Here is a 21,296-nt window from a genome sequence, read left to right as displayed (position 1 = left end):
AAAGATTCAAAACCGCCGGTGCCTGATTGCCGACAAACAAGGTAACAAGCTGTTTACCGAAGATAATAATCAAAACAGCACCGATAATTGCCACGGTAATCGAAACGATAATGGTTTGTCGTACCCCCTGCAAAATCCTGCCGTATTTTCTGGCGCCATAATTCTGGGCCGTGAACGTTGCCATCGCAACCCCGAAGGACATCAGCGGAAGCGTTGCAAGCTGATCGATTTTTCCTCCGGCCGTTGAAGCGGCAACGGCAGTCGTTCCAAGACCGTTCAAAGCCGACTGAAGCAGCACAGAACCAATTGCAATAATCGACATCTGAAATGCCATCGGAAGTCCGACGTAAAGATGCTTGCCAAGAGATTCTTTGGTAATCGTCCTGAAATCCTTCCATTCAATCTGGAGCAAGGGCAGTTTCCTGATGATATAAACCACACATAAAACCACCGAAACTCCTTGTGCAAGCACGGTTGCAAAGCCTGCGCCGGCAATCCCCCAATGAAATACCAAAATGAACAACAGCTCCAGAATAACATTGACAATGGTTGCAAAAATCAAAAAATAAAGCGGCGTCTTGCTGTCTCCCAATGCTCTGATAATATTTGAAAGCAGATTGTATGCCATCAATACGACCATGCTTGCAAAAATAACCGAGATAAACGTCTGAGCATCATTTTTGATCTCCGCCGGCGTTTGCATCAAGTCCAGGATCCTGCCGACGAAAGTCAGACTGAAAATCGTCAGCAGCACCGTTACGACGACAGTAATCACAATGCTCGTCACGAAACTTTGGCGAACTTTCTGGTAATCGCCTGCTCCGAAATATTGTGCCGTCAAGATTGACAATCCCGCGGTAAGGCCCTGCGCAAAACCGATAATCAGAAACTGAATGCTTCCGGTCGAACCAACCGCCGCCAATGCGTCAACTCCAAGCGTCTGTCCGACGATAATCGTATCAGACAAGCTGTAAAGCTGTTGAAAAAGATTGCCGATAAGCAACGGAACGGCAAACAGCAAAATCAATTTGATGGGATTTCCCTTTGTCAGTGTTTTCATTTCTCTGCGAGGCAATTGCGATATCTCAAACGCAATAGTGACCCCCTTTTTCCCGCTTCGCACCGATTGACCGGGCGCTGCATTTAAATCAAAAGGTCAGCTTGCCTCTTCCTCCTTTCATCTAAAGACGTTCTTTTCCGTAACGCTCATCAAGATATGTTTGTACTTCTTCAATAAAAGCCTGAGTTGACGGGGTCTGCTGGCTTTTAGCATGTGAAACCAGACAAATCGTCCGATAAAAATCTCCATCAAACGGATAACAGACCACCCGCCCGGACAGTTTTTGCAGCGCAAGCTCCGGCAAAATACCGAATCCGAGTCCTGATTCTACCATAGCGATAATCGAAGCATCATCGATACTGTACTGAATGGAGTTCAACGAAACATGAAAGGCGTCCAGAGCTTTTTTGGTGTCCCTGTCATAGTCGATTTGCTGCAAGATAAACGTTTCATCGCAAACATCGGAAGCAACGACCGTTTTTCCGTTTTCAGGAACGAATCCTTCAGGGGCAACGCAATAAATCCTGTCCTTATAAAGCGGCAAAACCGAAAGTTTCTCCTGAATCGGCAAAGCTGAAAACCCGATTTCGAGGCTGCCGAGTCTGACTGACTCCGCAACTTCATTGAAAGGACCCTGTCTGACCGAAATCTCAACTTCAGGATATTTTTGCTTGAATGCGTTGATCACGTCGGGAAGCCAGTTGATGCAGACGCTGCTGAAGGCTCCGATTCTGATCGACCCTTGATTCAGCCCCTTGATTCTCGCGGCTTCTTCATTAAGTTTAGCTTCCGAATTAAGTATTTCCTGAACGATCGGCAAAACCTTTTCTCCGTCAGGGGTCAACATTACGCCGGTTCTGTTGCGGACAAACAATGCAAAACCCAGCTCTTCCTCCAATCCGGAAATCGAGTGACTGATTGCCGACGGCGTAACGTTCAATATATTTGCCGCTGAGACAAACGTCTTTTGCTTGGCGACCTCGCTAAACACACGATACGCAAAATTAGCCATAGTTTACCCCCACCTTTACATTCTTGTTTACTTGATAACGTTATCACTTGTTGGCACAAATTTCAAGAGTCTGTCTTAATACGAATCCAGAATCTTCAAAAATGTCATTCATCAAAAAAATCTTCGGAACAGCTTTTCCCGAAGATTTTCAGCAAAATTTCTATTTGAAGCAATCGAAAAACATCATACCGTCACTTTATCTCAATCTAACGGTTTTCCTTTTCAATTGCCGCATTAAGACTGTCTTTTTGTGTTTCAATCAGATCAATGCGACTTTGAATGACTTCCGTATCCATCTTGATTTCGCGAACCAATCCCGGATTGTCAAGTTTTGGCTCAAAGAACCGCTTGAATTCTTCCAAACGTTTCCTTGTTTTGAAAACTCTGGAAATAACAGTAATGTATGTCGGAAATTCCATATCTCCACCAACTGTTTCTTCAAGCCATCCCCACTCATCGCGAATCCAGTTCCAGGCAGATTCCTGACCCTTGTCATTGGACAAAACGCCTTGGAACCATCCGCGAAGATCTTGCGGCTTGATTGTATCGGCATCTTCAAGACAGGAAACGATTTCCTCTGCCAATTTGATGTCAGGAGTCTTCGTCAATGCATATCTGATATCGACCTTATAACCGCCATCAGCTGTTTTGCGATATTCCTCAAGAAGCCTGTCAAACAATTCATTGGAACTGAAGTTAACGACTTCGTTCATCAAAACGTACGGTCGAATTCCCGCCGAAACCCCAAGCAGATTATCCTTTGACGCAACGAACAGATCATGTGTTTCCTTGATTGCGTCCTCATTTTCAGCATACAATGCGGCACTTAATACGAACGGTCGGGACAATTCATCTTCTGCCGTTTCGCCATCCTTTGGCAAGATGCCCAAACGCTTGAAGTTTTCCGAACTCAAGGCATTGAAGTAGCGACGCAGTTCTTTTTCTTCCTTTGTATCAGCTTCAACGAACTTCTTAAAACCGTTTGCAACCGAATACAAGTACTGATTGACCATGCTCGATTTGCTGTTCGCAAAAAGCGGAAGCAACGGCACAAGTTCCTTATAGTCAATTTTTTGTCCTTCTGCCAGCAAATGTAAATCCTGCATCAGCTGAAGTTTGGAAATGTCATCGAGTTCTTCAGAGTTCTCCAAAATATCATTGAGCAATTCATCATCGTACTCAACGATAAAATGTGCATTGTTTTCCAGGTTCAAATGGAAAGGCCTGCCCTCTTTTTGCCTCATTTCCGCATAATCTCCCAAAACAAGCTCCTTATCCGCCATGAGATTCGGAACTTCTTCATAATTGCTGTTGAGCGGAATCTGCCACTTGCGGGAAACTTCTTTTCCTTTACCGATGAAGAACTGCTTTTGCGTCAGAATGAGTTTTCCATCATCAACCTTTGCTGAAACGACAGGGTATCCCGGCTGTTCAAGCCATGAATTCATGATTGCTCCGACATCGATTCCGGAAGCTTCTCCGAGCGCTTTCCACAAATCTGCTCCGGCAGCATTTGAATACTTATGTTCCGCAAAATAATTTTTCAGTCCCTTGCGCAAAGCATCATCACCAATTAAAGAGCGGACCATGACAAGCATCCTTGAGCCTTTGGCATAAACGATTGCACCGTCAAAAAGCGTATCGATTTCAGCAGGGTCGTTGACTTCGACATGGACGGACTGAACACCGTCGGTTGCATCGCGCAAAAGTGCCGCAGCCGCTTCTGACGTCTGGAACATTTCCCAGATATTCCAATCCGGTTCAAGTGCATCAACGGCAACGTATTCCATCATGTTGGCGAAGCTTTCATTCAGCCACAGGTCATCCCACCACTTCATCGTGACAAGGTCTCCGAACCATTGATGGGCAAGCTCATGCGCAATGACGGTCGCAACAAGCTTTTTCTGATCCAAGGCCGTGTGTTCTGGATCAACCATCAAATAGACTTCGCGATAAGTAACAAGTCCCCAGTTTTCCATCGCACCTGCTGAAAAGTCAGGCAGTGCCAACTGCCAGGAATGAGGCAATGGATACGGCGTTTGATAGTAATCTTCATAAAATTCGATTGATCGCCTGGCAATGTCCAAAGCAAAATCAAGTTCCTTCGATTTATGTGCTTTTGTTCCAAAGACACCGATCTTGACGCCGCTTTTCGTCTCCGTCAGCTTGCCTTGCAGTTCGCCAAAGGCAAATGCCACAAGGTATGTAGACATGCGGACGGTTTCCTGAAAATAATGGACACCGTCTTCGCATTTGATTTCCGGCATGTTGCTCAAGGTTGTTTCGCCTTCATGCTCATCATATTTAAGCGCAAGCGAAAACGTTGCCTTTGCTTCCGGTTCGTCAACGCAGGGAAATGCCTGACGAGCAGCGTTCGTTTCGAATTGAGTACCGATAATCTGCTTTTTTTGACCATCGACTTCATAGTATGATGGGTAAATTCCCATCATCGTGTCGGTAAGTCTGGCATCATATTCGATGAAAAGCTCTGTTTTCCCTGCATTTTCAAGCTTGATCAAAATCGCATCGTTTGCATCATCGACCTTAAATTCCGCCTTTTTTCCGTTTGCCTTAACGTTCTTGACATTCAAATACTTCTGATGAATTGCAATATCGGTCTTTTTGGCCTCGCCAACAATCGTTGTTCTGCCGGCAATCGTTTTCTTCGAACGATTGATGTCAATATACAAATCATAGTGACTTGGTTGAAAATCATTATAAAACCTTAATAGTTCAGCCATTACAGCTTCCTCAACTTTCATGATAAATTAATTGCATACATTGATTATACGCCTTTAGATAATTAATTGCACGTGAACTACTCGGCCATAAATGACCGAGATTCCGGGAACAAAAAGCGGACTCAGCATCAACCGAGCCCGCCTGCAAAATATCTTTAAAACCTTTTTCCCGTTGCCTTATAGCCAATGTCCTTACGATAAAAGCACTTGTCAAATTCATGCTCTCCAAGATAAAGATAAATCCTCTGCTGAGCATCTTCAATCGTGTCAGCAGTCGCAATTGCCGTCAGCAAACGCCCGCCATTCGCGGTAACATTTGGAAATTCGCCCGCAACGTTTGCGTAATCAATTGAAATATCGCCTGACTCTTCAAGCTCAGGCAATTTCTGGCCTTTAGCAGGAGATTTCGGATAGCCTTCAGCAGCCAAAACAACGCCCAAGACGGCATTTTCCGTTTGCTTGACTTCCGGAAGAGGCCTGCCGTTAACGGCCGCATCAATTAACTCGGTGAAATCGGACTTGATGCGGGGCAAAACCACTTGCGTTTCAGGATCGCCCAGTCGGACGTTGTACTCAATTACTTTTGGCCCCTGCTCCGTTAAAATCATCCCGATGTAAATCAGGCCGATATAATTGAATTCTGCTTTACGCAAACCATTGATGGTCGGTTCGACGACCTCTTCGACCATTCGTTCATAGTCTGATTCGGAAAGCTGAGGCAAAGGACTGTAGGCTCCCATGCCACCCGTGTTCGGCCCTTCGTCGCGGTCATATGCCCGCTTGTGATCCTGTGCCATCGGAAGAATGCGATAATCTTCTTCGCCGATCACGACAAACATTGAATATTCGTCACCGGAAAGAAATTCTTCCAAAACGATCTGCTCCTGCCCCTTCCTGAACATCATCCTAATTTCTTCTTCAGCTTCTGCCTTCGTCCTGGCAATAACGACGCCCTTGCCGCCGGCAAGCCCGTCAGCCTTGATAACAACCGGTTCTTCAAATTTTTCCAAGCCGCTGATTGCATCTTCTGATGAACGGAACGTACTGTATTTTGCGGTAGGAACATGATGCTCCTCCATAAATTCCAAGGCAAAATCCTTCGATCCTTCAAGACGCGCAGCTTCCCTGTCAGGCCCAAAGATCTTCAAGCCGTCTTTTCTGAACGAATCAACGATGCCGGCACAAAGAGCATCTTCCGGACCGACAAAAGTCCATTCAATTTCGTGGTCATAAGCAAACCCCTTCAAAGCGTCAAAATCGGTTTCTTCGATTGCAACCGTTGAAATGCCTTCGCTTTCCATTCCGATGTTTCCCGGTGCAACGTAGACATGCGCAACATGCGGACTTTCAAGCAGTTTCCTGGCAATCGCATGTTCACGTCCACCGGAACCTACGACTAACAAATTCAGATTATCTTTCATCAATTATCACCTAAAATCCTAGTGTCTGAAGTGACGAATACCCGTCATGACCATCGTGATGCCGTACTTGTCGGCCATATCAACGGAATCTTGATCACGAATCGAACCGCCAGGATGAACGATTGCCTTGATGCCGTGTTCTGCAGCATATTGAACGCAATCATCCATCGGGAAGAACGCATCGGATGCCATCACGGCAGCATCAGTAATCTTGTCACCTGCATGCTTGATGGCAATTTTCGTTGAATCGATGCGATTCGGCTGTCCTGCACCGATTCCGAGCGTCTGCTTGTCGTCAGCGATGACGATTGCATTTGACTTCGTATGCTTAACGGCCTTCCAGGCAAACATCAATGCTTCAAGCTGTTCTTTCGTCGGCTTGTTCTTAGTTACGACCTTCCATTCAGATGCATTTTCCTCGATGACATCCTGCTCCTGCATCAAAAGTCCGCCCATAATCGAAACCGTTTCAAAGCGAGTCTTTTCATCTTTATTTTCAAAATCAAGCTGCAACAGACGGATGTTCTTCTTTTTTGCCAAAACTTCAAAAGCCTCGTCATCATATCCAGGAGCAATAATGATTTCCAAGAAAAGTTCATGCATCTTTTCAGCCGTTTTAAGATCGACTTTGCGATTCAAGACGATAATTCCGCCGAAAATAGAAATCGGATCAGCAGCATAGGCACGATCCCAGGCTTCTTCAATATTATCAGCACGTCCGATTCCGCACGGATTCATGTGTTTCAAAGCAACAACGGTCGGTTCGTTGAATTCACGCGCAATTCTGATTGCCGCATCCGCATCCTTGATGTTGTTATAAGAAAGTTTCTTTCCGTGAAGCTGTTTTGCGCTTGAAACGGCATATTTCTTCGGCAATGCATCCTGATAAAACCAGGCACGTTGATGGGAGTTCTCGCCATAACGCATCGTATCTTCGAGTTCATACGTCAAAGTAAGCTTTTCAGGTGCCTCAACTCCGACTTTTTCAGACAGGTATTGTGAAATGAGCGCATCGTAAGCGGCGGTGTGTCTGAATGCCTTGGCAGCCAATTTTGCCCGTGTTTCAAGCGTCGTTTTGCCGTTTTCGTTAAATTCGTCCAACACCGTTTGATAATCCGCCTTGTCAACCACAATCGTAACGTCGTGATAATTCTTGGCTGCAGAGCGAACCATGCTCGGGCCGCCGATGTCGATGTTTTCAATCGCATCGGCCAGCGTGCAATCAGGTTTTTCAATCGTCTGCTTGAAAGGATACAAGTTGACACAAACCAAATCAATCGGATGAATCTTGAGTTTCTTCATTGTCTCAACGTGTTCGGGAACATCTCGCCGTCCGAGCAGCCCTCCATGAATATACGGGTTGAGCGTTTTGACACGACCATCCAAGATTTCAGGAAAACCGGTAACGTCCTCGACCGAAATAGTTTTGATTCCTGCTTCATCAAGAACCTTTTTTGTCCCACCTGTTGAAATGATTTCAAAATCATTTTCAACCAGTCCCTTTACGAAAGGTACCAGATCATTTTTATCGGAAACACTGACAAGTGCTCGTCTCATGTTTTAATTACTTCCTTTCTCGTATGCAATTCTGTCACTTAATACTCTTTTGATCGTCTGCGGAAATAAAATGTGCTCGCATTCATGAACCCTTGCTTCCAATTCATCGACAGTGTCCTCATCATAAATCGGAACGTGACGCTGTGCGATAATCGGACCCGAATCAAGTCCGCAATCAACATAATGAACGGTTACACCGGTTTCTGTTCTGCCGTTTTGAACATGATCTTCAAAAGCCCTCTCAATCGAATGAAGTCCGGGATATTCCGGCAGATAAGCAGGATGAAGATTAATAATGCTGTTTTCAAACGCTTTGATAATCTCTGCACCGATTACGCGCATGTATCCCGCTAAAATCAGGAAATCTATTTTACTACCCTTAAGCAAATCTAAAAGTCTTTCTTCATACGGCGTCTTTCCGCCGCATTCCCTTACCGTAAAAGATTCATACGGAACGTTGAGTTTTCTTGCGCGTTCAACCACGTGAGCATCAGGATGATCGCAAAAAAGCAACGCCAGTTCACCGGGAATTTCACCTGACTGAAATTTTTCAGCCAAGGCTTGAAAATTAGTTCCGTTTCCGGAAGCCAAAATTGCGATTTTCATAATTCTTCCCCTTACCTGAAAATAATCTTTTCTTCGCCGTCTGGACGTTTTTTCAATTGGCCGACCTTATACCAGGATTCGTTTTCATCTTCAAGCAACCCGACAAGAGCATCAACGTTTTCGGGTTTGACGGCCAAAATCATCCCTAACCCCAGGTTAAACGTTTCGTGCATGTCGTCTTCGCCAAGTTCGCCCATTTTCTGAAGATATCTGAACACGGGCAGGACATCCCATGAACCAAGCATGATTTCAGCCTGAAGATCATCAGAATACATCCGCGGAAGATTTTCAATCAATCCCCCGCCAGTGATATGACTAACTCCATCAACCAATCCTCGTCTGATTAATGGCAAAACTGCCTTAACGTAAATTCTGGTCGGTGAGAGAATTGCCTCTCCGACGGTTTTTCCTTCCAGTTCGGCAGGTTTGTCCTCCAACTTGACATCATGATCTTTGAAAAGAATTTGGCGAACCAAAGAAAAACCGTTTGAATGGAGTCCGCTTGACGGAAGCCCGATCAAGACATCTCCTGCTTTCGGCTGGTCAGACGTCAAAAGGCTTTCCTTTTCGGCAGCACCGGTTGAGTACCCTGCCAGATCATATTCGTCTTCATCGTACATGTCCGGCATTTCAGCCGTTTCGCCACCAATGAGAGCACATCCCGCCTGACGACAACCTTCGGCAACGCCCGCAACAATCTGCGCCATTTTCTCAGGCCTATTCTTTCCGGTTGCTATATAGTCTAAAAAATACAGCGGCTCTGCACCTTGGGCCAGAATATCATTCACACACATTGCCACGCAGTCAATCCCGATCGTGTCATGTTTATCCATTTTCTGTGCGATCATCAGCTTTGTTCCGACCCCATCGGTACCGGAAACAAGTACGGGATTCTTCAAATTCAATTCTGAAAGATCAAACATTCCGCCAAAACTTCCAAGTCCTCCCATCACGCCAGGACGTGAAGTTGATTTAACGTTGTCTTTGATTTGGCGTACAAGTTCATATCCGGCGTTGACGTCAACACCGGCATCAGCATATCGACTCATTGCTGTTTCTCCTCTCGTTGATGCTGCTTGTTTAACGAGGCCAGATAGCCTTCTTCATAATCATAAAGCGGCGTTGGATATTTTCCGTCAAAATAAGCAACGGTCAGGCCGCCGTTAGGAGCGTTGCCCGCGTCAGGAAGATTGATTGCTTCGATTAAGCTTTCAACGCTCAAAAAGCCGAGCGAATCAGCACCAATCATCTTGCACATTTCATCAATGCTGTAGTTCGCAGCCATTAATTCGGAACGCGTCGAAATATCGATTCCATAGAAGCAAGGAAATTTAAGCGGAGGTGAAGCGATACGCATATGAACCTCTTTTGCGCCCGCCTCCTTGAGCATTCTGACAATTTGCATCGACGTTGTCCCGCGAACAATCGAATCATCAATGATTGCGACTCTCTTTCCTTCTACAACGCCGCGAACGGCTGAAAGCTTCATTTTAACGCCGCGCTCCCGCAATTCCTGCGTTGGCTGAATAAACGTCCTGGCAACATATTGGTTTTTAATGAGTCCCATTTCATACGGCAGTCCTGCTTCCTCTGCAAAACCTGAAGCCGCTGAAAGCGATGAATTCGGAACGCCGATGACCATGTCGCAGTCAACCGGCTGCTCCTTTGCAAGCAGTCTTCCCATCCGCTTTCTCGCATTATGAACGGTTACTCCGTGAATAATGGAGTCAGGACGCGCAAAGTAGATGTATTCCATTGAGCAGATGGCCAATTCCGTATCTGTCGTAAAATGTTCAATTCGAAGGCCGTTTTCATCAATGATGATCAGTTCTCCCGGAAGCACGTCCCTGACAAACTCAGCTCCGACCATATCCAACGCGCATGTTTCACTTGCAACGACGTACCCTCCGTCTGAAAGACGCCCGATGCAAAGGGGTCTGAATCCGTTCGGATCAAGTGCCGCAATCAATTGATCCTTGCGCAAAATAACGAAGGCAAATCCTCCATGAATCTCATTCAAGCTTGCCTTTAACGCATCAATGAAATCAAGGTCCTGTTTCTGCCTGATTAAATGTATCAAAATTTCAGTATCAGAATTCGATTGAAAAACAGCACCTTCATCTTCAAGTTTTTGCTTAAGGCTTTTGGCATTGGTCAAATTTCCATTATGTGCCAAGGCAACGTCACCGTCATGGAAATGAAACAGAAACGGCTGAACGTTTGCAATCGAATTATTGCCGCTTGTTCCATAACGAACATGTCCGATTGCGCTTGTCCCTTCCAAACGCTCAAGATCCTGCGGGTTCGCAAAAACTTCTGACAACAGGCCTCGATTGCGATACTGACGAAGTCTGATCCCATCGCTTGAAACGATGCCTGCACCCTCCTGACCGCGATGCTGCAGGCTGTGAAGCCCGAAGTATGTCATATGGGCAGCTTCCTGTGATCCAAAAACCCCAAAAACACCGCATTCTTCGTTTAATCCTTTGATTTCATAAGGCACGGTACTGCTTCCTCCCAAATCTTTTGTGCTTCACCGGCAGAAACGTCAAGCCTGCCGTCAGCAAGCTCTGCCTTAATCTCATGTTCGGCCGTGACGACGCCGATTCTTACAGCATCATCGCCAAGAATTCCTTCAAATGCCGCTGCATTTTCCGGTGCAACCGTAACAATGAACCGTCCAGGCGTTTCACTGAACAGCTGCGCCTTTGTTAAATTAAGATCAAGTTCCAATCCCAACTCGGTTCCAAAGACCGTTTCTGCCATCGAAACGGCCAAACCGCCTTCGCTGGCATCATGTGAGCTTTGAACGAGTCCCTGTTCCATCGCATTCAACAGATTTCTCATGTAAAGATTCATGTGTTCAAGATCAAAATCGTTCAAGGACCCGTTGATTTTTCCGGTCAGCATCTTCTGAATTTCCGATCCGGCAAAATCATTGCCGGTCTTATCGCCTACCAGGTATGCGATGTCTCCTTCTTCTTGAACGAACGAAGGAATCACATTCCTGATGTCCTTGATCAAGCCGACCATTCCGACCATCGGCGTCCCGTAAATGGCTTCACCGTTGTTTTCGTTGTAAAGACTGACATTGCCTGAAATAACAGGTGTATCAAACACTTTGCATGCTTCTGCCATACCTTCGACCGATTGATGAAGTTCCCAGTAAATTTCCGGAACGTTAGGGTCACCATAATTCAGGCAATCAGTCATTCCAAGCGGAAGCGCACCGGATGAAACGATGTTTGCGCATGCCTCTGCAACGGCACGCTTGCCGCCGACCTTCGGATCAAGGTAAACAAAACGCCCGTTTCCATCAGTCGTCATGGCAAGTCCTTTCTTTGTTCCGCGCACGCGCAGTACACCGGAATCTGATCCGGGACCGACAACGGTTGAAGTTCTGACCTGCGAATCATATGTTTGAGTAAACATTTCCTTAGAAGCAATTGTTGGTTGTGCCAGGATTTTCCTGAGCATCTCATTTGCATCTTCAACGGCAGGAACATATTCAGGCGCCTTCTTTGCGTCAAGAATACGTTGCGGAATACGTTCTTCGCTTGGTTCTTCCAAAACGTCTTCCGTCAAACTGGATACCGGAATATCGGTAACGATTTCACCGTGATGACGCAACACGTATTGATGACCTTCCGTAACGCGACCGATGACAACGGCCTCAAGATCATATTCCTTGAAAAGTTTGATGACATTTTCTTCATGTCCCTTGCGAACGCAAAGCAACATGCGTTCCTGAGATTCAGAAAGCATGATTTCATATGCAGACATGTTCGTTTCGCGCTGCGGAACAAAATCCAAATCAAGTTCCATGCCGGAATCAGCCTTTGAAGCCATCTCACAAGAGGAGGATACGATACCTGCAGCACCCATGTCCTGAATTCCGACAAGCCAATCCGCATGATCATGAGTCAACTCAAGACAAGCTTCCATCAAAAGCTTTTCCATAAACGGATTGCCGACCTGAACAGCTGAACGCTGAGTCTCCTTTTCATCGTCAAAATCAGCAGAGGCAAACGTCGCGCCATGAATACCGTCACGTCCCGTTTTTGCACCAACATAAATGACTGCGTTTCCGACCCCTGAAGCCCGACCTTTCTGCATATCTGCCTGATCCATCAAGCCAACGCTCATTGCATTGACAAGGCAATTGCCCGTATAGCACTCATCAAATGTCATTTCACCGGCAATCGTCGGAATTCCCATACAGTTGCCGTACCCACCGATGCCGGCAACGACTTCGTTGATCAGATACTTTGTCCTTGGACGATCGATTTCGCCGAAGTGCAAAGAATCAAGCGATGCAATCGGACGAGCTCCCATGCTGAAGATGTCGCGTAGAATTCCGCCTACACCTGTTGCAGCGCCTTCATACGGTTCAACTGCTGAAGGGTGATTATGACTTTCAGCTTTGAAAACAACTGCCTGATTATCACCAATATCAATAATGCCTGCACCTTCACCCGGTCCTTGCAGAACTCGTTCATTCCTGTTAGGAAACAGACGCAGTACCGGTTTTGACTTTTTATATGAGCAATGCTCACTCCACATAACCGAAAACAAACCCGTTTCAGTGTAGTTGGGCAAGCGGTGCAGCAGCTTTTCGCAAATGAAATCATATTCGCGCTCCGTCAAACTCCAATCAAGATATGGTTTTTTTTCTTTGATTTCTTCTGGGGACATTTCAGCCATCAGTTTGCAACCTCCGTTTTTACCGTTCCGTTTTCAAGCAAGGATTGAAACAGTCTCAATCCGTCAGTGTTTCCGAGCAACGCCTCAACGGCACGTTCCGGGTGCGGCATCATGCCTAAAACGTTGCCGCGCTCGTTGCATACACCGGCGATGTCATGCAACGAGCCATTCGGATTTTCGTCAACATAGCGAAAAACAACCTGATTGTTCTCCTCCAGTTTCCGTAACGTTTCGTCATCCGCATAATAACTTCCGTCAGCATGCGCAATCGGCAGCCTGACATGCTCTTTTTCACCATACTTTGTCGTAAACGGCGTCTTGTTGTTCTCGACTTGAAGTTCAACCGTCTTGCAGACAAACTTCAAACTGTCATTTTGTTTGAGCGCTCCCGGCAGCAAACCGGCTTCAGTCAAAATCTGGAATCCGTTGCACGTACCAAATACGGGTTTGCCTTCATCAGCCATTTTTACGATTGCGGGCATGATGTTTGCAAAACGAGCAATCGCACCGCAACGCAAATAATCACCATATGAAAATCCCCCCGGAAGCATGACTGCATCAAAACCGTCCAAATTGTCACGTTTATGCGACACGTATTCAACGTCTGCACCGCAAACCGTATGCAATGCCTCGTAGATATCAATGTCACAGTTTGATCCAGGGAAGACTACAACTGCAATTTTCATTAATCAAGACCTCCCAGAACTTCATAGCGATACGTTTCAAGATTAAAGTTCACAAGCAGTTCTTCGGAAATTTCCCTGACCGAAGTTTCAACGTCCTTCTTTTCAGGATTGATTACAACGTCAAAGAACTTGCCGACCTTGACGTTTTCGACTTCATCATGTCCAAGAGCATGAATCGCATTCTTGATCGTATCCCCCTGCGGATCGAAAACAGATTCCTTATATGTGACATAGATGCGTACGTTGACCATTTTTATGCTTCCTCCTTGGATAATTCATTCTTTAAGCGACGAAGAACTTCTTCATATACTGACGTGAGATCGCCGAGATCTCGCCGATAAACGTCCTTATCCATGTGGGCGCGCGTCTGTTTGTCCCACAAACGACAATTATCAGGCGAAAATTCATCAGCTAAAACAATGTGGCCGTCTGACAAGCGCCCGAATTCAAGTTTGAAATCAACCAGAATAAGTCCCATCCGGTCAAACAAGTCAGTCAAAATTTCGTTCACGCGCCGGGAAATATCCCACATCGCATCAAGTTCTTCTTTTTTAACGATTTTCAATGCCAAAGACTGTGATTCGTTGATAAAAGGATCGTCCAATTCGTCGCTCTTGTAATATGTCTCTTCAACAGGTGTTTCGAAGCCGATGCCCTCTTCAACCCCGAAGCGCGTGGCAAAATGCCCTGCAGACACGTTTCTGGTAACCATTTCGAGCGGAACGATTTCAACTTTTTTGACCAATTCTTCAGTTTCAGAAAGCTTCTTAATGAAATGAGTTTCAACGCCCTTTTTCATCAGATACTGGAAAACAAGCGATGAAATTTCATTATTGACGATTCCCTTGCCATTGATTTGATCCTTTTTCTTTCCATTCAACGCTGTTGCCTGATCCATGTAAACCACGCGTAAGACTTCGGGATCATCCGTGCTCCACATTTGCTTGGCCTTGCCTTCATAAATCAATTTTGCCATGATAACATAAGGTCTCCTTTAAAAAGCGAATTTACCAACGAATACGACTGAGAAACATTCGTTAATTTACGTTTTAAGATTAACAATAATTCAGGCTTTCGTCAAGAGTTTTTCACGAACTATCAAGCTATATTTTCGCTTTTTATCAGTGAATTACGAAATATGTCCCGCAACCAATTTAAAATAACTTTCAAAACGTTGCAAAAGCGAACTTTAACATTTAAAAGCAATCATCATTCCTCCACAGATAACTTCAGATTTTCTCTCATGTCACATTTATTAACACCAAATTAATTTTTTATTACAAAACCATTTGACAAACAGCTTTTCAAGCTTTAAAATACAGGCAATCCAGTAAAAAACGGAGAACCCAACACAATTACCGGTTATCAGCCTTATTTCCGTGTTACAAAACCTTCCGCAATTACTAAGGGATGTGAACAATGCAGAATAATTTTAATTTGTATCGCAGGCGTTATCTCAAAAGTCATTAATATTTGGAGGTATTCTTATGGAGCAAATTAATAAAGACGGTACCAGACGCGAGCTGACCAATTTCAACGTTCAGATGATTGCACTGGGCGGCGCAATCGGAACCGGCCTGTTTCTTGGTGCCGGGCAGACGATTCACCGAACAGGTCCGTCAATCCTTCTGGTTTATCTTGTCGTCGGATTGTTCTTTTCAGTAATGATGAGGGCCATTGGCGAAATGATGTATAAGGATCCAAGCCGGCATACTTTTGTCGCATTCATTCATCAATATCTGGGTGCTGACTTTGGAAAATTCGCAGAGTGGAGCTATTGGATGACTTTGATTCTCGCAGGAATGGCCGAATTGATTGCGATTGCCACATACATTCGCTTATGGATTCCGAACGTTCCCGCATGGCTGCTTGAAATTTTGATTCTTGGAATCTTGACAATCATCAATTTGAGCATCGTTCGTTTTTTCGGAAAAACCGAAAGCATTCTTTCAACCATTAAAATCATCGCCATCATTTCCTTGATACTTGTTGGTATTTGAATGATTGCAATTCATCATGAAAATCCCGTCGGAACTTCTGCCGGGCTCGGCAATCTTACAAATAACTATACGGCGTTCCCGCATGGATTCCGTGAATTTCTCAATGCCTTCCCGATGGTTTTCTTCTCATTCGAAGGAATGGAATTCATCGGCATCACGACTGCCGAAACGAAGAATCCGCGTCAGGTTCTTCCCCTTGCCGTGAAACAGGTCGTTTTCAGAATCTTGATCTTTTATATCGGTGCCCTGTTCGTAATCATGGCTATTACCCCTTGGCAGCAGATTTCACAGTCAAGCAGTCCTTTCGTTCAAGTCTTCCAAATCGCAGGAATGCCGGCTGCATCACAGACAATTAATTTCGTGGTAATAGTTGCCGCAATCTCAGCCCTCAATTCGGCCATTTTTTCTTCGGGGCGTCACTTGTATCAGCTTTCCGTAGAATCCGATTCCAGAGTCCTTTCGAAATTACGGCATGTTTCGAAATCAGGCATCCCGTCATATGCCGTTTTGTTCTCAGCTTGCCTGATGCTGTTCGGGCCTGTGCTCAGTGCTTTCAAGGCTTTATCGGCAGCCTTCTCGATTGTTGCTTCGATTTGCGGCGACATCTATATTCTTGTTTGCATCCTGACAATGATTGCCCATTATCGCTATCGCCAGTCAAGTGACTTTATGGAAGAAGGATTCAAGATGCCGGCATATAGAATTTTGAATCCGTTGACGATTGCATTCTTCTCGTTTGTCTTCATCACGATGTTTCTCAATAAGGAAAATGTCATTCCTGCTGTCGGAGCATTGGTTTGGTTCATCGTCTTCCTGACGGTCGTTAAATTCAGAAAAACCAAAGAGTCTCCTGATACCATCGTCTAAAAAACGCTTCCGACTCGAATTTGACAAATACCCTTTAAGCATAATGCTTGAAGGGTATTTTTGTTTGGACAATACTAAAAAAACGAGCTTCAAAAAGCCCGCTTTAAAACTTATTCCTGTCCTTTTTCGGTTTTCTGCCTGATTTCTCCGTTCATCTGCTGCATATAGCTGTAAAAGGCGCCGTAAAGGACGGTTCCGTTGCTATATTCTGATTTAACCATTTCGGGATAAACCAACACCTGCTGTGCTTGTGGAAATTCAGAAACAACTTCAGTATACTTTTGCTTGATCGTCTTGAGCACGATTTCCTCGTTGCTGATGCCACCGCCAATGACAAAGCGCTGAACATCCATTGTCAATTGCATGTTAAAGAGAAGCTGTGCGATATTCTTGCAGAACTGAGCAAAAATGTCCCGGGCATTCCTGTCGCCCGACTTGATTCTTTCAAATGCGGCAATGCCATCCAGTTCATCTTCATTTCCCGCAACACGGTTAATCGCCCTGATCATATTAACGGCAGAACAATTTGAGCGAACCAGTCCCTGAGTTCCACGAACATTCAGTTCATCCCGAATCAACGAAAACAGGCCGGCCTGATGATGCGCACCGCGGACCAGTTCTCCGTTAACGACGAATCCTCCGGTTACGCCGCTGCCAAGCGTCAGCAGAATTCCGCTGTCAATTCCCTTCAACGAGCCGTTCCAAAGTTCTGCGGTCGTTGCGGCCATCCCTTCATTTTCAACCGTAACGGGCAGATCCCTGTTCGCAGGGCCGAAAATTTCCTTCATTGAAATCCCGTTGATAAACGGCAGGCCCTCGCAATTGTAAAAGGTCTTTTCATCGTAAATGATCATCGCCGGTGCACAAAGCGCTATGCCGTTAATCCTTTGACGATGACTGTCAACAAAGGACCGCAGCAATAATTTAAAATCATTCAGATTTTTCGGAGTTTCAACCTTGTCCCTTGAAAGAAGCTTGCCGCTCTCACTCAGCAGTCCGTACTTGATAAGCGTACCGCCAATGTCAATGCATAAGAATGCCATTTTCAACACCTCATTCCTTTTTAATCAATTACAATTATACAACAAAATACCATTTCTATTTCTGATTTTCCTAAAATCCAACTAAATTACTCACAAAAAAAGCCGAAATTGATATTTCGGCTTCTAAATCTTCATTTTCTAATCTGATAACCCAACACGTTCAAAAATATCATCAACATGACGCAAATGCCAATGATAATCAAACGCATCATCAAGGTCTTCTTTCGTAAGACGAGATGAAATAGTCGGATCAGCTTCAAGCAACGGACGGAAAGGAACCTGTTCATCCCATGATTTTGCCGTATACGGCTGAATCAAATCATAAGCATCTTCGCGACTCATTCCTGTATCGATCAACTTCAGCAAAACGCGACCACTGTAAATCAAGCCAAATGTCCGGTTCATGTTGCGTTTCATGTTTTCAGGGAAAACTGTCAGGTTCTTCAAAATATTACCAAAACGGTGCAGCATATAATCAATCAGAATCGTTGTATCCGGCAAGATGATGCGTTCTGCACTGGAATGAGAAATATCGCGTTCATGCCACAAAGCAACGTCTTCATATGCAGTCACCATATGTCCGCGGCAAACGCGTGCCAACCCGCAGATATTTTCCGATCCGATTGGATTACGCTTATGCGGCATGGCTGAAGAACCTTTTTGCCCCTTCGCAAAGTGTTCTTCAACTTCGCGGCATTCTGATTTTTGCAAACCGCGAATTTCCGTCGCAAATTCTTCAAGACTTGTCGCAATGAGCGCAAGACAGCCCAGATATTCGGCATGAAGATCACGCGGAAGAACCTGACTGGAAATTTCCTGTGCACGAATGCCAAGCTTTTCGCAAACATATTTTTCAACAAACGGATCAATGTTTGCAAACGTTCCTACGGCACCGCTTATTTTACCGGCTTCAACACCTCTTGCAGCATGTTCGAAACGTTCCATGTTGCGTTTCATTTCAGAATACCAGCGAGCAAGCTTCAACCCAAACGTCGTCGGTTCGGCATGAACGCCATGCGTGCGCCCCATCATGACCGTGTGCTTGTATTTCCTGGCCTGATCGGCAACAATCTGCGTAAAATCCTTCAAATCCTGACGCAAGATATCGTTTGCCTGCTTCAGTTGATAGCCATAGGCCGTATCAACGACATCAGTACTTGTCAAGCCATAGTGAACCCATTTTTTCTCATCGCCCAAAGACTCAGATACGCAACGCGTGAAAGCAATCACGTCGTGGTGAGTAACAGCTTCGATTTCCTGAATGCGCTCAACGTTAAATTTGGCATTCTTTTTAAGTTTCTCGACGTCTTCTGCCGGGATGTGACCAAGTTCAGACCAGGCTTCGTCAGCGGCAAGCTCAACGGCAAGCCAGCATTCATACTTTTTGTCATCTGTCCAGATTTCGGCCATTTCCGGACGCGTATATCGTGAAATCATTCTTTTTTGCTCCTTTGATTAATCCCAAACTGAAGTCTCTTCCACTTCAGCAAGTGTTTTTTCAATATCATCAGTTAAAATTGTAACATGCCCCATCTTGCGGTCAACGCGAACTTCGCCCTTGCCGTAATCATGGAAATGCCATTGCGGCTTCTTTAAAACAAGTTTTTTGCATCCGTCAACGTGCTGTCCCAGAATATTGACCATCACAACCGGACTGAGCAAATCAATTTTCGGCATCGGCCAGTTGCAAATAGCACGATTATGAACCGCAAATTGAGAGAAATTACATGCTTCGATTGAATAATGTCCGGAATTGTGCGGACGCGGTGCAAGTTCATTGACATATAAGCGGCCGTCAGAACCAACAAACATCTCAACGCCCAAAATTCCGCAAAGATTCAGTGAATTTGCAATTTTTTCAGCCATTTTCCTTGCATTTGCCTGCAGTTCATCGCTCATTCTGGCAGGAACGATGCTTTCATGCAAGATCTGATTGCGATGAATATTTTCGCTCACCGGAAATACAGAAACTGCACCGTCAATGTTGCGCGCAACCATCACTGAGCATTCCATCGTGAATCTGACCCATCCTTCAAGAATGCATCTTCCCTGTTCAAGCAGTTCAGCAGCATCTTTCAAATCTTCATGATTACGCAAAACCAATTGCGATTTACCGTCATATCCGCCTTCACAAGTTTTTAAGATGCTCGGATAACCAATCTCTTCAACGGCAGAGACAAGATCTTCTTTGCAGGAAACAGGAGCAAACGGAGCGACTTGCAGTCCATGCTCTTTAAGAAAAGTCTTCTCGCGAAGTCGATCTTTGGTAATTCTCAAGAGCTCCGTCCCCTGAGGAATCAAAACCTTATCGGAAACGTCTTCCAAAGCTTCCAAATCAACGTTTTCGAATTCATAAGTCAAGACATCGCTGCGTCCTGCCAATTCTTCAATTGCCCTTTTATCGGAGTATTCTGCCACAATGCTTGAATCAGCCGCCTGCGCAGCCGAGCAGTCAGGATCAGGATCTAAAATAACCACTCTCATTCCAGCCTGTTTGGCAGCAAAAGTCAGCATTTGTCCGAGTTGTCCTCCCCCGATGATTCCAATCGTCTTACCCTGCTCAATGAGTTCAGACAAGCTGATCACCGCTTTCCGCAGCCTTGTCGTGCATTTGTTTACGATACTCGGTCATTTTAAGCTGAATTCTCGGGTTTGTCGTGCCGAGAATTTCCAAAGCCAACAAAGCAGCATTCCTGGCGCCTGAAACGCCGATAGCCGTCGTAGCAACAGGTACGCCTGCCGGCATTTGCACAATCGACAATAATGAATCCATCCCGCTTAAAGCATGCGACTGCACTGGAACGCCAATAACCGGCAAAACGGTATTGGCAGCAATCATTCCAGGCAAGTGAGCCGCACCGCCGGCTCCGGCAATAATGACTTTTATGCCTGCAGAAACCGCACCTTGTGCGAATTCAAACATCTCCTGCGGCATTCTGTGTGCTGAAATTACTGCTTTATCATATTTAACGCCGAATTCATCCAAAATACTGGCAGCTTCCTTCATCGTGCTCCAATCAGAGGAACTGCCCATTACAAGACTGATTTCGTTACTCATGTTGCGATACCTCCCAATTGATTCAAGCATAACAAAAAGGAACGAGCATGTCAAAGTAAAATCGAACTATTTTAGCAAATTCTAACCTGAAATGCAGTATAACGTTCGTGTTTTGCTCCAATAGACTTGCTGTGAATTTAAAAAAAAACGTTAATCACGTAATTTAACGGACATTCGTCCTTTCTCAAACCAACTTGCACATTGTGCGCAAACACTGTAACATTAGTTGGTACTCAAAACAAAGGAGTCGATTAAAATGATTACATTAGCCGGCATCATCGGTTCAGGAAAATCAAGCCTGACCGAAATTCTTTCGAACGAGCTGGGCAGTGTTCCTTTTTATGAACCAGTCGAAGATAATCCCGTTCTTCCGCATTGAAATGAAACTGGTTGATCTTGGAAACATTGATTGCAACGAATACGAAGCGCTCCGTCAGAAACGTCTGACACTGATGCGGCGAAAAATTAGCATTTAAAGACATTTCACGCTTTGAATCTCATCAGGGGTGATTTGCTTGATTTTTTCAGATATAAAATATTT

General features: G+C 45.1%; 16 protein-coding genes and 2 pseudogenes. 2 read left to right on the top strand and 16 right to left on the bottom strand.

Annotated elements, in window-relative coordinates; all coding sequences use genetic code 11:
• The 12 genes from V7Z60_RS00450 to purC form a co-directional block, all read right to left on the bottom strand.
• Positions 1 to 1,060: MATE family efflux transporter (locus V7Z60_RS00450; RefSeq protein ID WP_334115532.1), on the bottom strand; the 1,060-nt coding region annotated here is incomplete at its 3' end.
• Positions 1,061 to 1,181: 121 nt separating this feature from the next.
• Entirely contained in the window at positions 1,182 to 2,072 is an 891-nt protein-coding gene (locus V7Z60_RS00445; RefSeq protein WP_334115482.1) for a LysR family transcriptional regulator, read from the bottom strand.
• Between the two features lie 206 nt (positions 2,073 to 2,278).
• The gene (locus V7Z60_RS00440) at positions 2,279 to 4,813 is read right to left on the bottom strand and encodes a M1 family metallopeptidase (protein ID WP_334115481.1); all 2,535 of its coding nucleotides are present in this window, start codon (positions 4,811 to 4,813) and stop codon (positions 2,279 to 2,281) included.
• A 155-nt stretch (positions 4,814 to 4,968) separates the two neighbouring features.
• Positions 4,969 to 6,234, bottom strand: a complete 1,266-nt coding sequence (gene purD, locus V7Z60_RS00435; protein WP_334115480.1) for a phosphoribosylamine--glycine ligase — start codon at positions 6,232 to 6,234, stop codon at positions 4,969 to 4,971.
• An 18-nt stretch (positions 6,235 to 6,252) separates the two neighbouring features.
• Complete coding sequence (gene purH / locus V7Z60_RS00430; RefSeq protein ID WP_334115479.1) at positions 6,253 to 7,791, bottom strand: bifunctional phosphoribosylaminoimidazolecarboxamide formyltransferase/IMP cyclohydrolase; 1,539 nt, start codon at positions 7,789 to 7,791, stop codon at positions 6,253 to 6,255.
• Between the two features lie 3 nt (positions 7,792 to 7,794).
• A complete protein-coding gene (gene purN / locus V7Z60_RS00425) occupies positions 7,795 to 8,397 on the bottom strand; it encodes a phosphoribosylglycinamide formyltransferase (protein WP_334115478.1) in 603 nt (200 codons plus the stop codon).
• Positions 8,398 to 8,408: 11 nt separating this feature from the next.
• Positions 8,409 to 9,446 carry a phosphoribosylformylglycinamidine cyclo-ligase gene (gene purM / locus V7Z60_RS00420; RefSeq protein ID WP_334115477.1) on the bottom strand — a complete coding sequence of 346 codons (1,038 nt, stop codon included), beginning with the start codon at positions 9,444 to 9,446 and terminating at the stop codon, positions 8,409 to 8,411.
• Positions 9,443 to 10,900, bottom strand: coding sequence for an amidophosphoribosyltransferase (purF, locus tag V7Z60_RS00415; protein WP_334115476.1), 1,458 nt, complete (start codon positions 10,898 to 10,900; stop codon positions 9,443 to 9,445). Before purF ends, purM begins: the two co-directional genes overlap by 4 nt.
• Positions 10,876 to 13,101: a phosphoribosylformylglycinamidine synthase subunit PurL gene (gene purL / locus V7Z60_RS00410; protein ID WP_442918878.1), complete on the bottom strand. Its 2,226-nt coding sequence runs from the start codon at positions 13,099 to 13,101 to the stop codon at positions 10,876 to 10,878. The genes purF and purL overlap by 25 nt, the downstream gene beginning before the upstream one ends.
• Positions 13,101 to 13,787, bottom strand: coding sequence for a phosphoribosylformylglycinamidine synthase subunit PurQ (gene purQ, locus V7Z60_RS00405; protein ID WP_334115475.1), 687 nt, complete (start codon positions 13,785 to 13,787; stop codon positions 13,101 to 13,103). Before purQ ends, purL begins: the two co-directional genes overlap by 1 nt.
• Positions 13,787 to 14,038: a phosphoribosylformylglycinamidine synthase subunit PurS gene (purS, locus tag V7Z60_RS00400; RefSeq protein ID WP_334115473.1), complete on the bottom strand. Its 252-nt coding sequence runs from the start codon at positions 14,036 to 14,038 to the stop codon at positions 13,787 to 13,789. The genes purQ and purS overlap by 1 nt, the downstream gene beginning before the upstream one ends.
• A gap of 2 nt (positions 14,039 to 14,040) precedes the next feature.
• Entirely contained in the window at positions 14,041 to 14,763 is a 723-nt protein-coding gene (gene purC / locus V7Z60_RS00395; RefSeq protein WP_334115472.1) for a phosphoribosylaminoimidazolesuccinocarboxamide synthase, read from the bottom strand.
• A 511-nt stretch (positions 14,764 to 15,274) separates the two neighbouring features.
• Here purC and V7Z60_RS00390 point away from each other — a divergent pair.
• Positions 15,275 to 16,654: pseudogene (locus tag V7Z60_RS00390) on the top strand (amino acid permease).
• Between the two features lie 110 nt (positions 16,655 to 16,764).
• Here the strand turns inward: V7Z60_RS00390 and V7Z60_RS00385 are convergent.
• The 4 genes from V7Z60_RS00385 to purE all read right to left on the bottom strand — a co-directional run bounded on the left by V7Z60_RS00385 (position 16,765) and on the right by purE (position 20,755).
• Positions 16,765 to 17,697: an ROK family protein gene (locus V7Z60_RS00385; RefSeq protein WP_334115471.1), complete on the bottom strand. Its 933-nt coding sequence runs from the start codon at positions 17,695 to 17,697 to the stop codon at positions 16,765 to 16,767.
• A gap of 138 nt (positions 17,698 to 17,835) precedes the next feature.
• Positions 17,836 to 19,134 (bottom strand): adenylosuccinate lyase, encoded by a 1,299-nt coding sequence (purB, locus tag V7Z60_RS00380; RefSeq protein ID WP_334115469.1) that lies wholly within the window; start codon positions 19,132 to 19,134, stop codon positions 17,836 to 17,838.
• A gap of 18 nt (positions 19,135 to 19,152) precedes the next feature.
• Positions 19,153 to 20,274 carry a 5-(carboxyamino)imidazole ribonucleotide synthase gene (gene purK / locus V7Z60_RS00375; RefSeq protein ID WP_334115468.1) on the bottom strand — a complete coding sequence of 374 codons (1,122 nt, stop codon included), beginning with the start codon at positions 20,272 to 20,274 and terminating at the stop codon, positions 19,153 to 19,155.
• Positions 20,267 to 20,755: a 5-(carboxyamino)imidazole ribonucleotide mutase gene (gene purE, locus V7Z60_RS00370; RefSeq protein ID WP_334115466.1), complete on the bottom strand. Its 489-nt coding sequence runs from the start codon at positions 20,753 to 20,755 to the stop codon at positions 20,267 to 20,269. The genes purK and purE overlap by 8 nt, the downstream gene beginning before the upstream one ends.
• A 256-nt stretch (positions 20,756 to 21,011) precedes the next feature.
• Here purE and V7Z60_RS00365 point away from each other — a divergent pair.
• Positions 21,012 to 21,128 (top strand): annotated as a pseudogene (locus tag V7Z60_RS00365) (deoxynucleoside kinase); the annotation flags it as partial.
• Between the last annotated feature and the right edge of the window lie 168 nt (positions 21,129 to 21,296).

The organism is Ligilactobacillus sp. (assembly GCF_036846325.1).
Classification (GTDB): Bacteria; Bacillota; Bacilli; order Lactobacillales; family Lactobacillaceae; genus Ligilactobacillus.
This window is presented reverse-complemented; position numbering and strand designations above follow the sequence as displayed.

Bases quoted from the DNA above. Each gene is read 5' to 3' on its own strand.
- V7Z60_RS00445 (WP_334115482.1), bottom strand. From the start codon at position 2,072: ATGGCTAATTTTGCGTATCGTGTGTTTAGCGAGGTCGCCAAGCAAAAG.
- V7Z60_RS00440 (WP_334115481.1), bottom strand. From the start codon at position 4,813: ATGGCTGAACTATTAAGGTTTTATAATGATTTTCAACCAAGTCACTAT.
- purD (WP_334115480.1), bottom strand. From the start codon at position 6,234: ATGAAAGATAATCTGAATTTGTTAGTCGTAGGTTCCGGTGGACGTGAA.
- purH (WP_334115479.1), bottom strand. From the start codon at position 7,791: ATGAGACGAGCACTTGTCAGTGTTTCCGATAAAAATGATCTGGTACCT.
- purN (WP_334115478.1), bottom strand. From the start codon at position 8,397: ATGAAAATCGCAATTTTGGCTTCCGGAAACGGAACTAATTTTCAAGCC.
- purM (WP_334115477.1), bottom strand. From the start codon at position 9,446: ATGAGTCGATATGCTGATGCCGGTGTTGACGTCAACGCCGGATATGAA.
- purL (WP_442918878.1), bottom strand. From the start codon at position 13,101: ATGGCTGAAATGTCCCCAGAAGAAATCAAAGAAAAAAAACCATATCTT.
- purQ (WP_334115475.1), bottom strand. From the start codon at position 13,787: ATGAAAATTGCAGTTGTAGTCTTCCCTGGATCAAACTGTGACATTGAT.
- purS (WP_334115473.1), bottom strand. From the start codon at position 14,038: ATGGTCAACGTACGCATCTATGTCACATATAAGGAATCTGTTTTCGAT.
- purC (WP_334115472.1), bottom strand. From the start codon at position 14,763: ATGGCAAAATTGATTTATGAAGGCAAGGCCAAGCAAATGTGGAGCACG.
- V7Z60_RS00385 (WP_334115471.1), bottom strand. From the start codon at position 17,697: ATGGCATTCTTATGCATTGACATTGGCGGTACGCTTATCAAGTACGGA.
- purB (WP_334115469.1), bottom strand. From the start codon at position 19,134: ATGATTTCACGATATACGCGTCCGGAAATGGCCGAAATCTGGACAGAT.
- purE (WP_334115466.1), bottom strand. From the start codon at position 20,755: ATGAGTAACGAAATCAGTCTTGTAATGGGCAGTTCCTCTGATTGGAGC.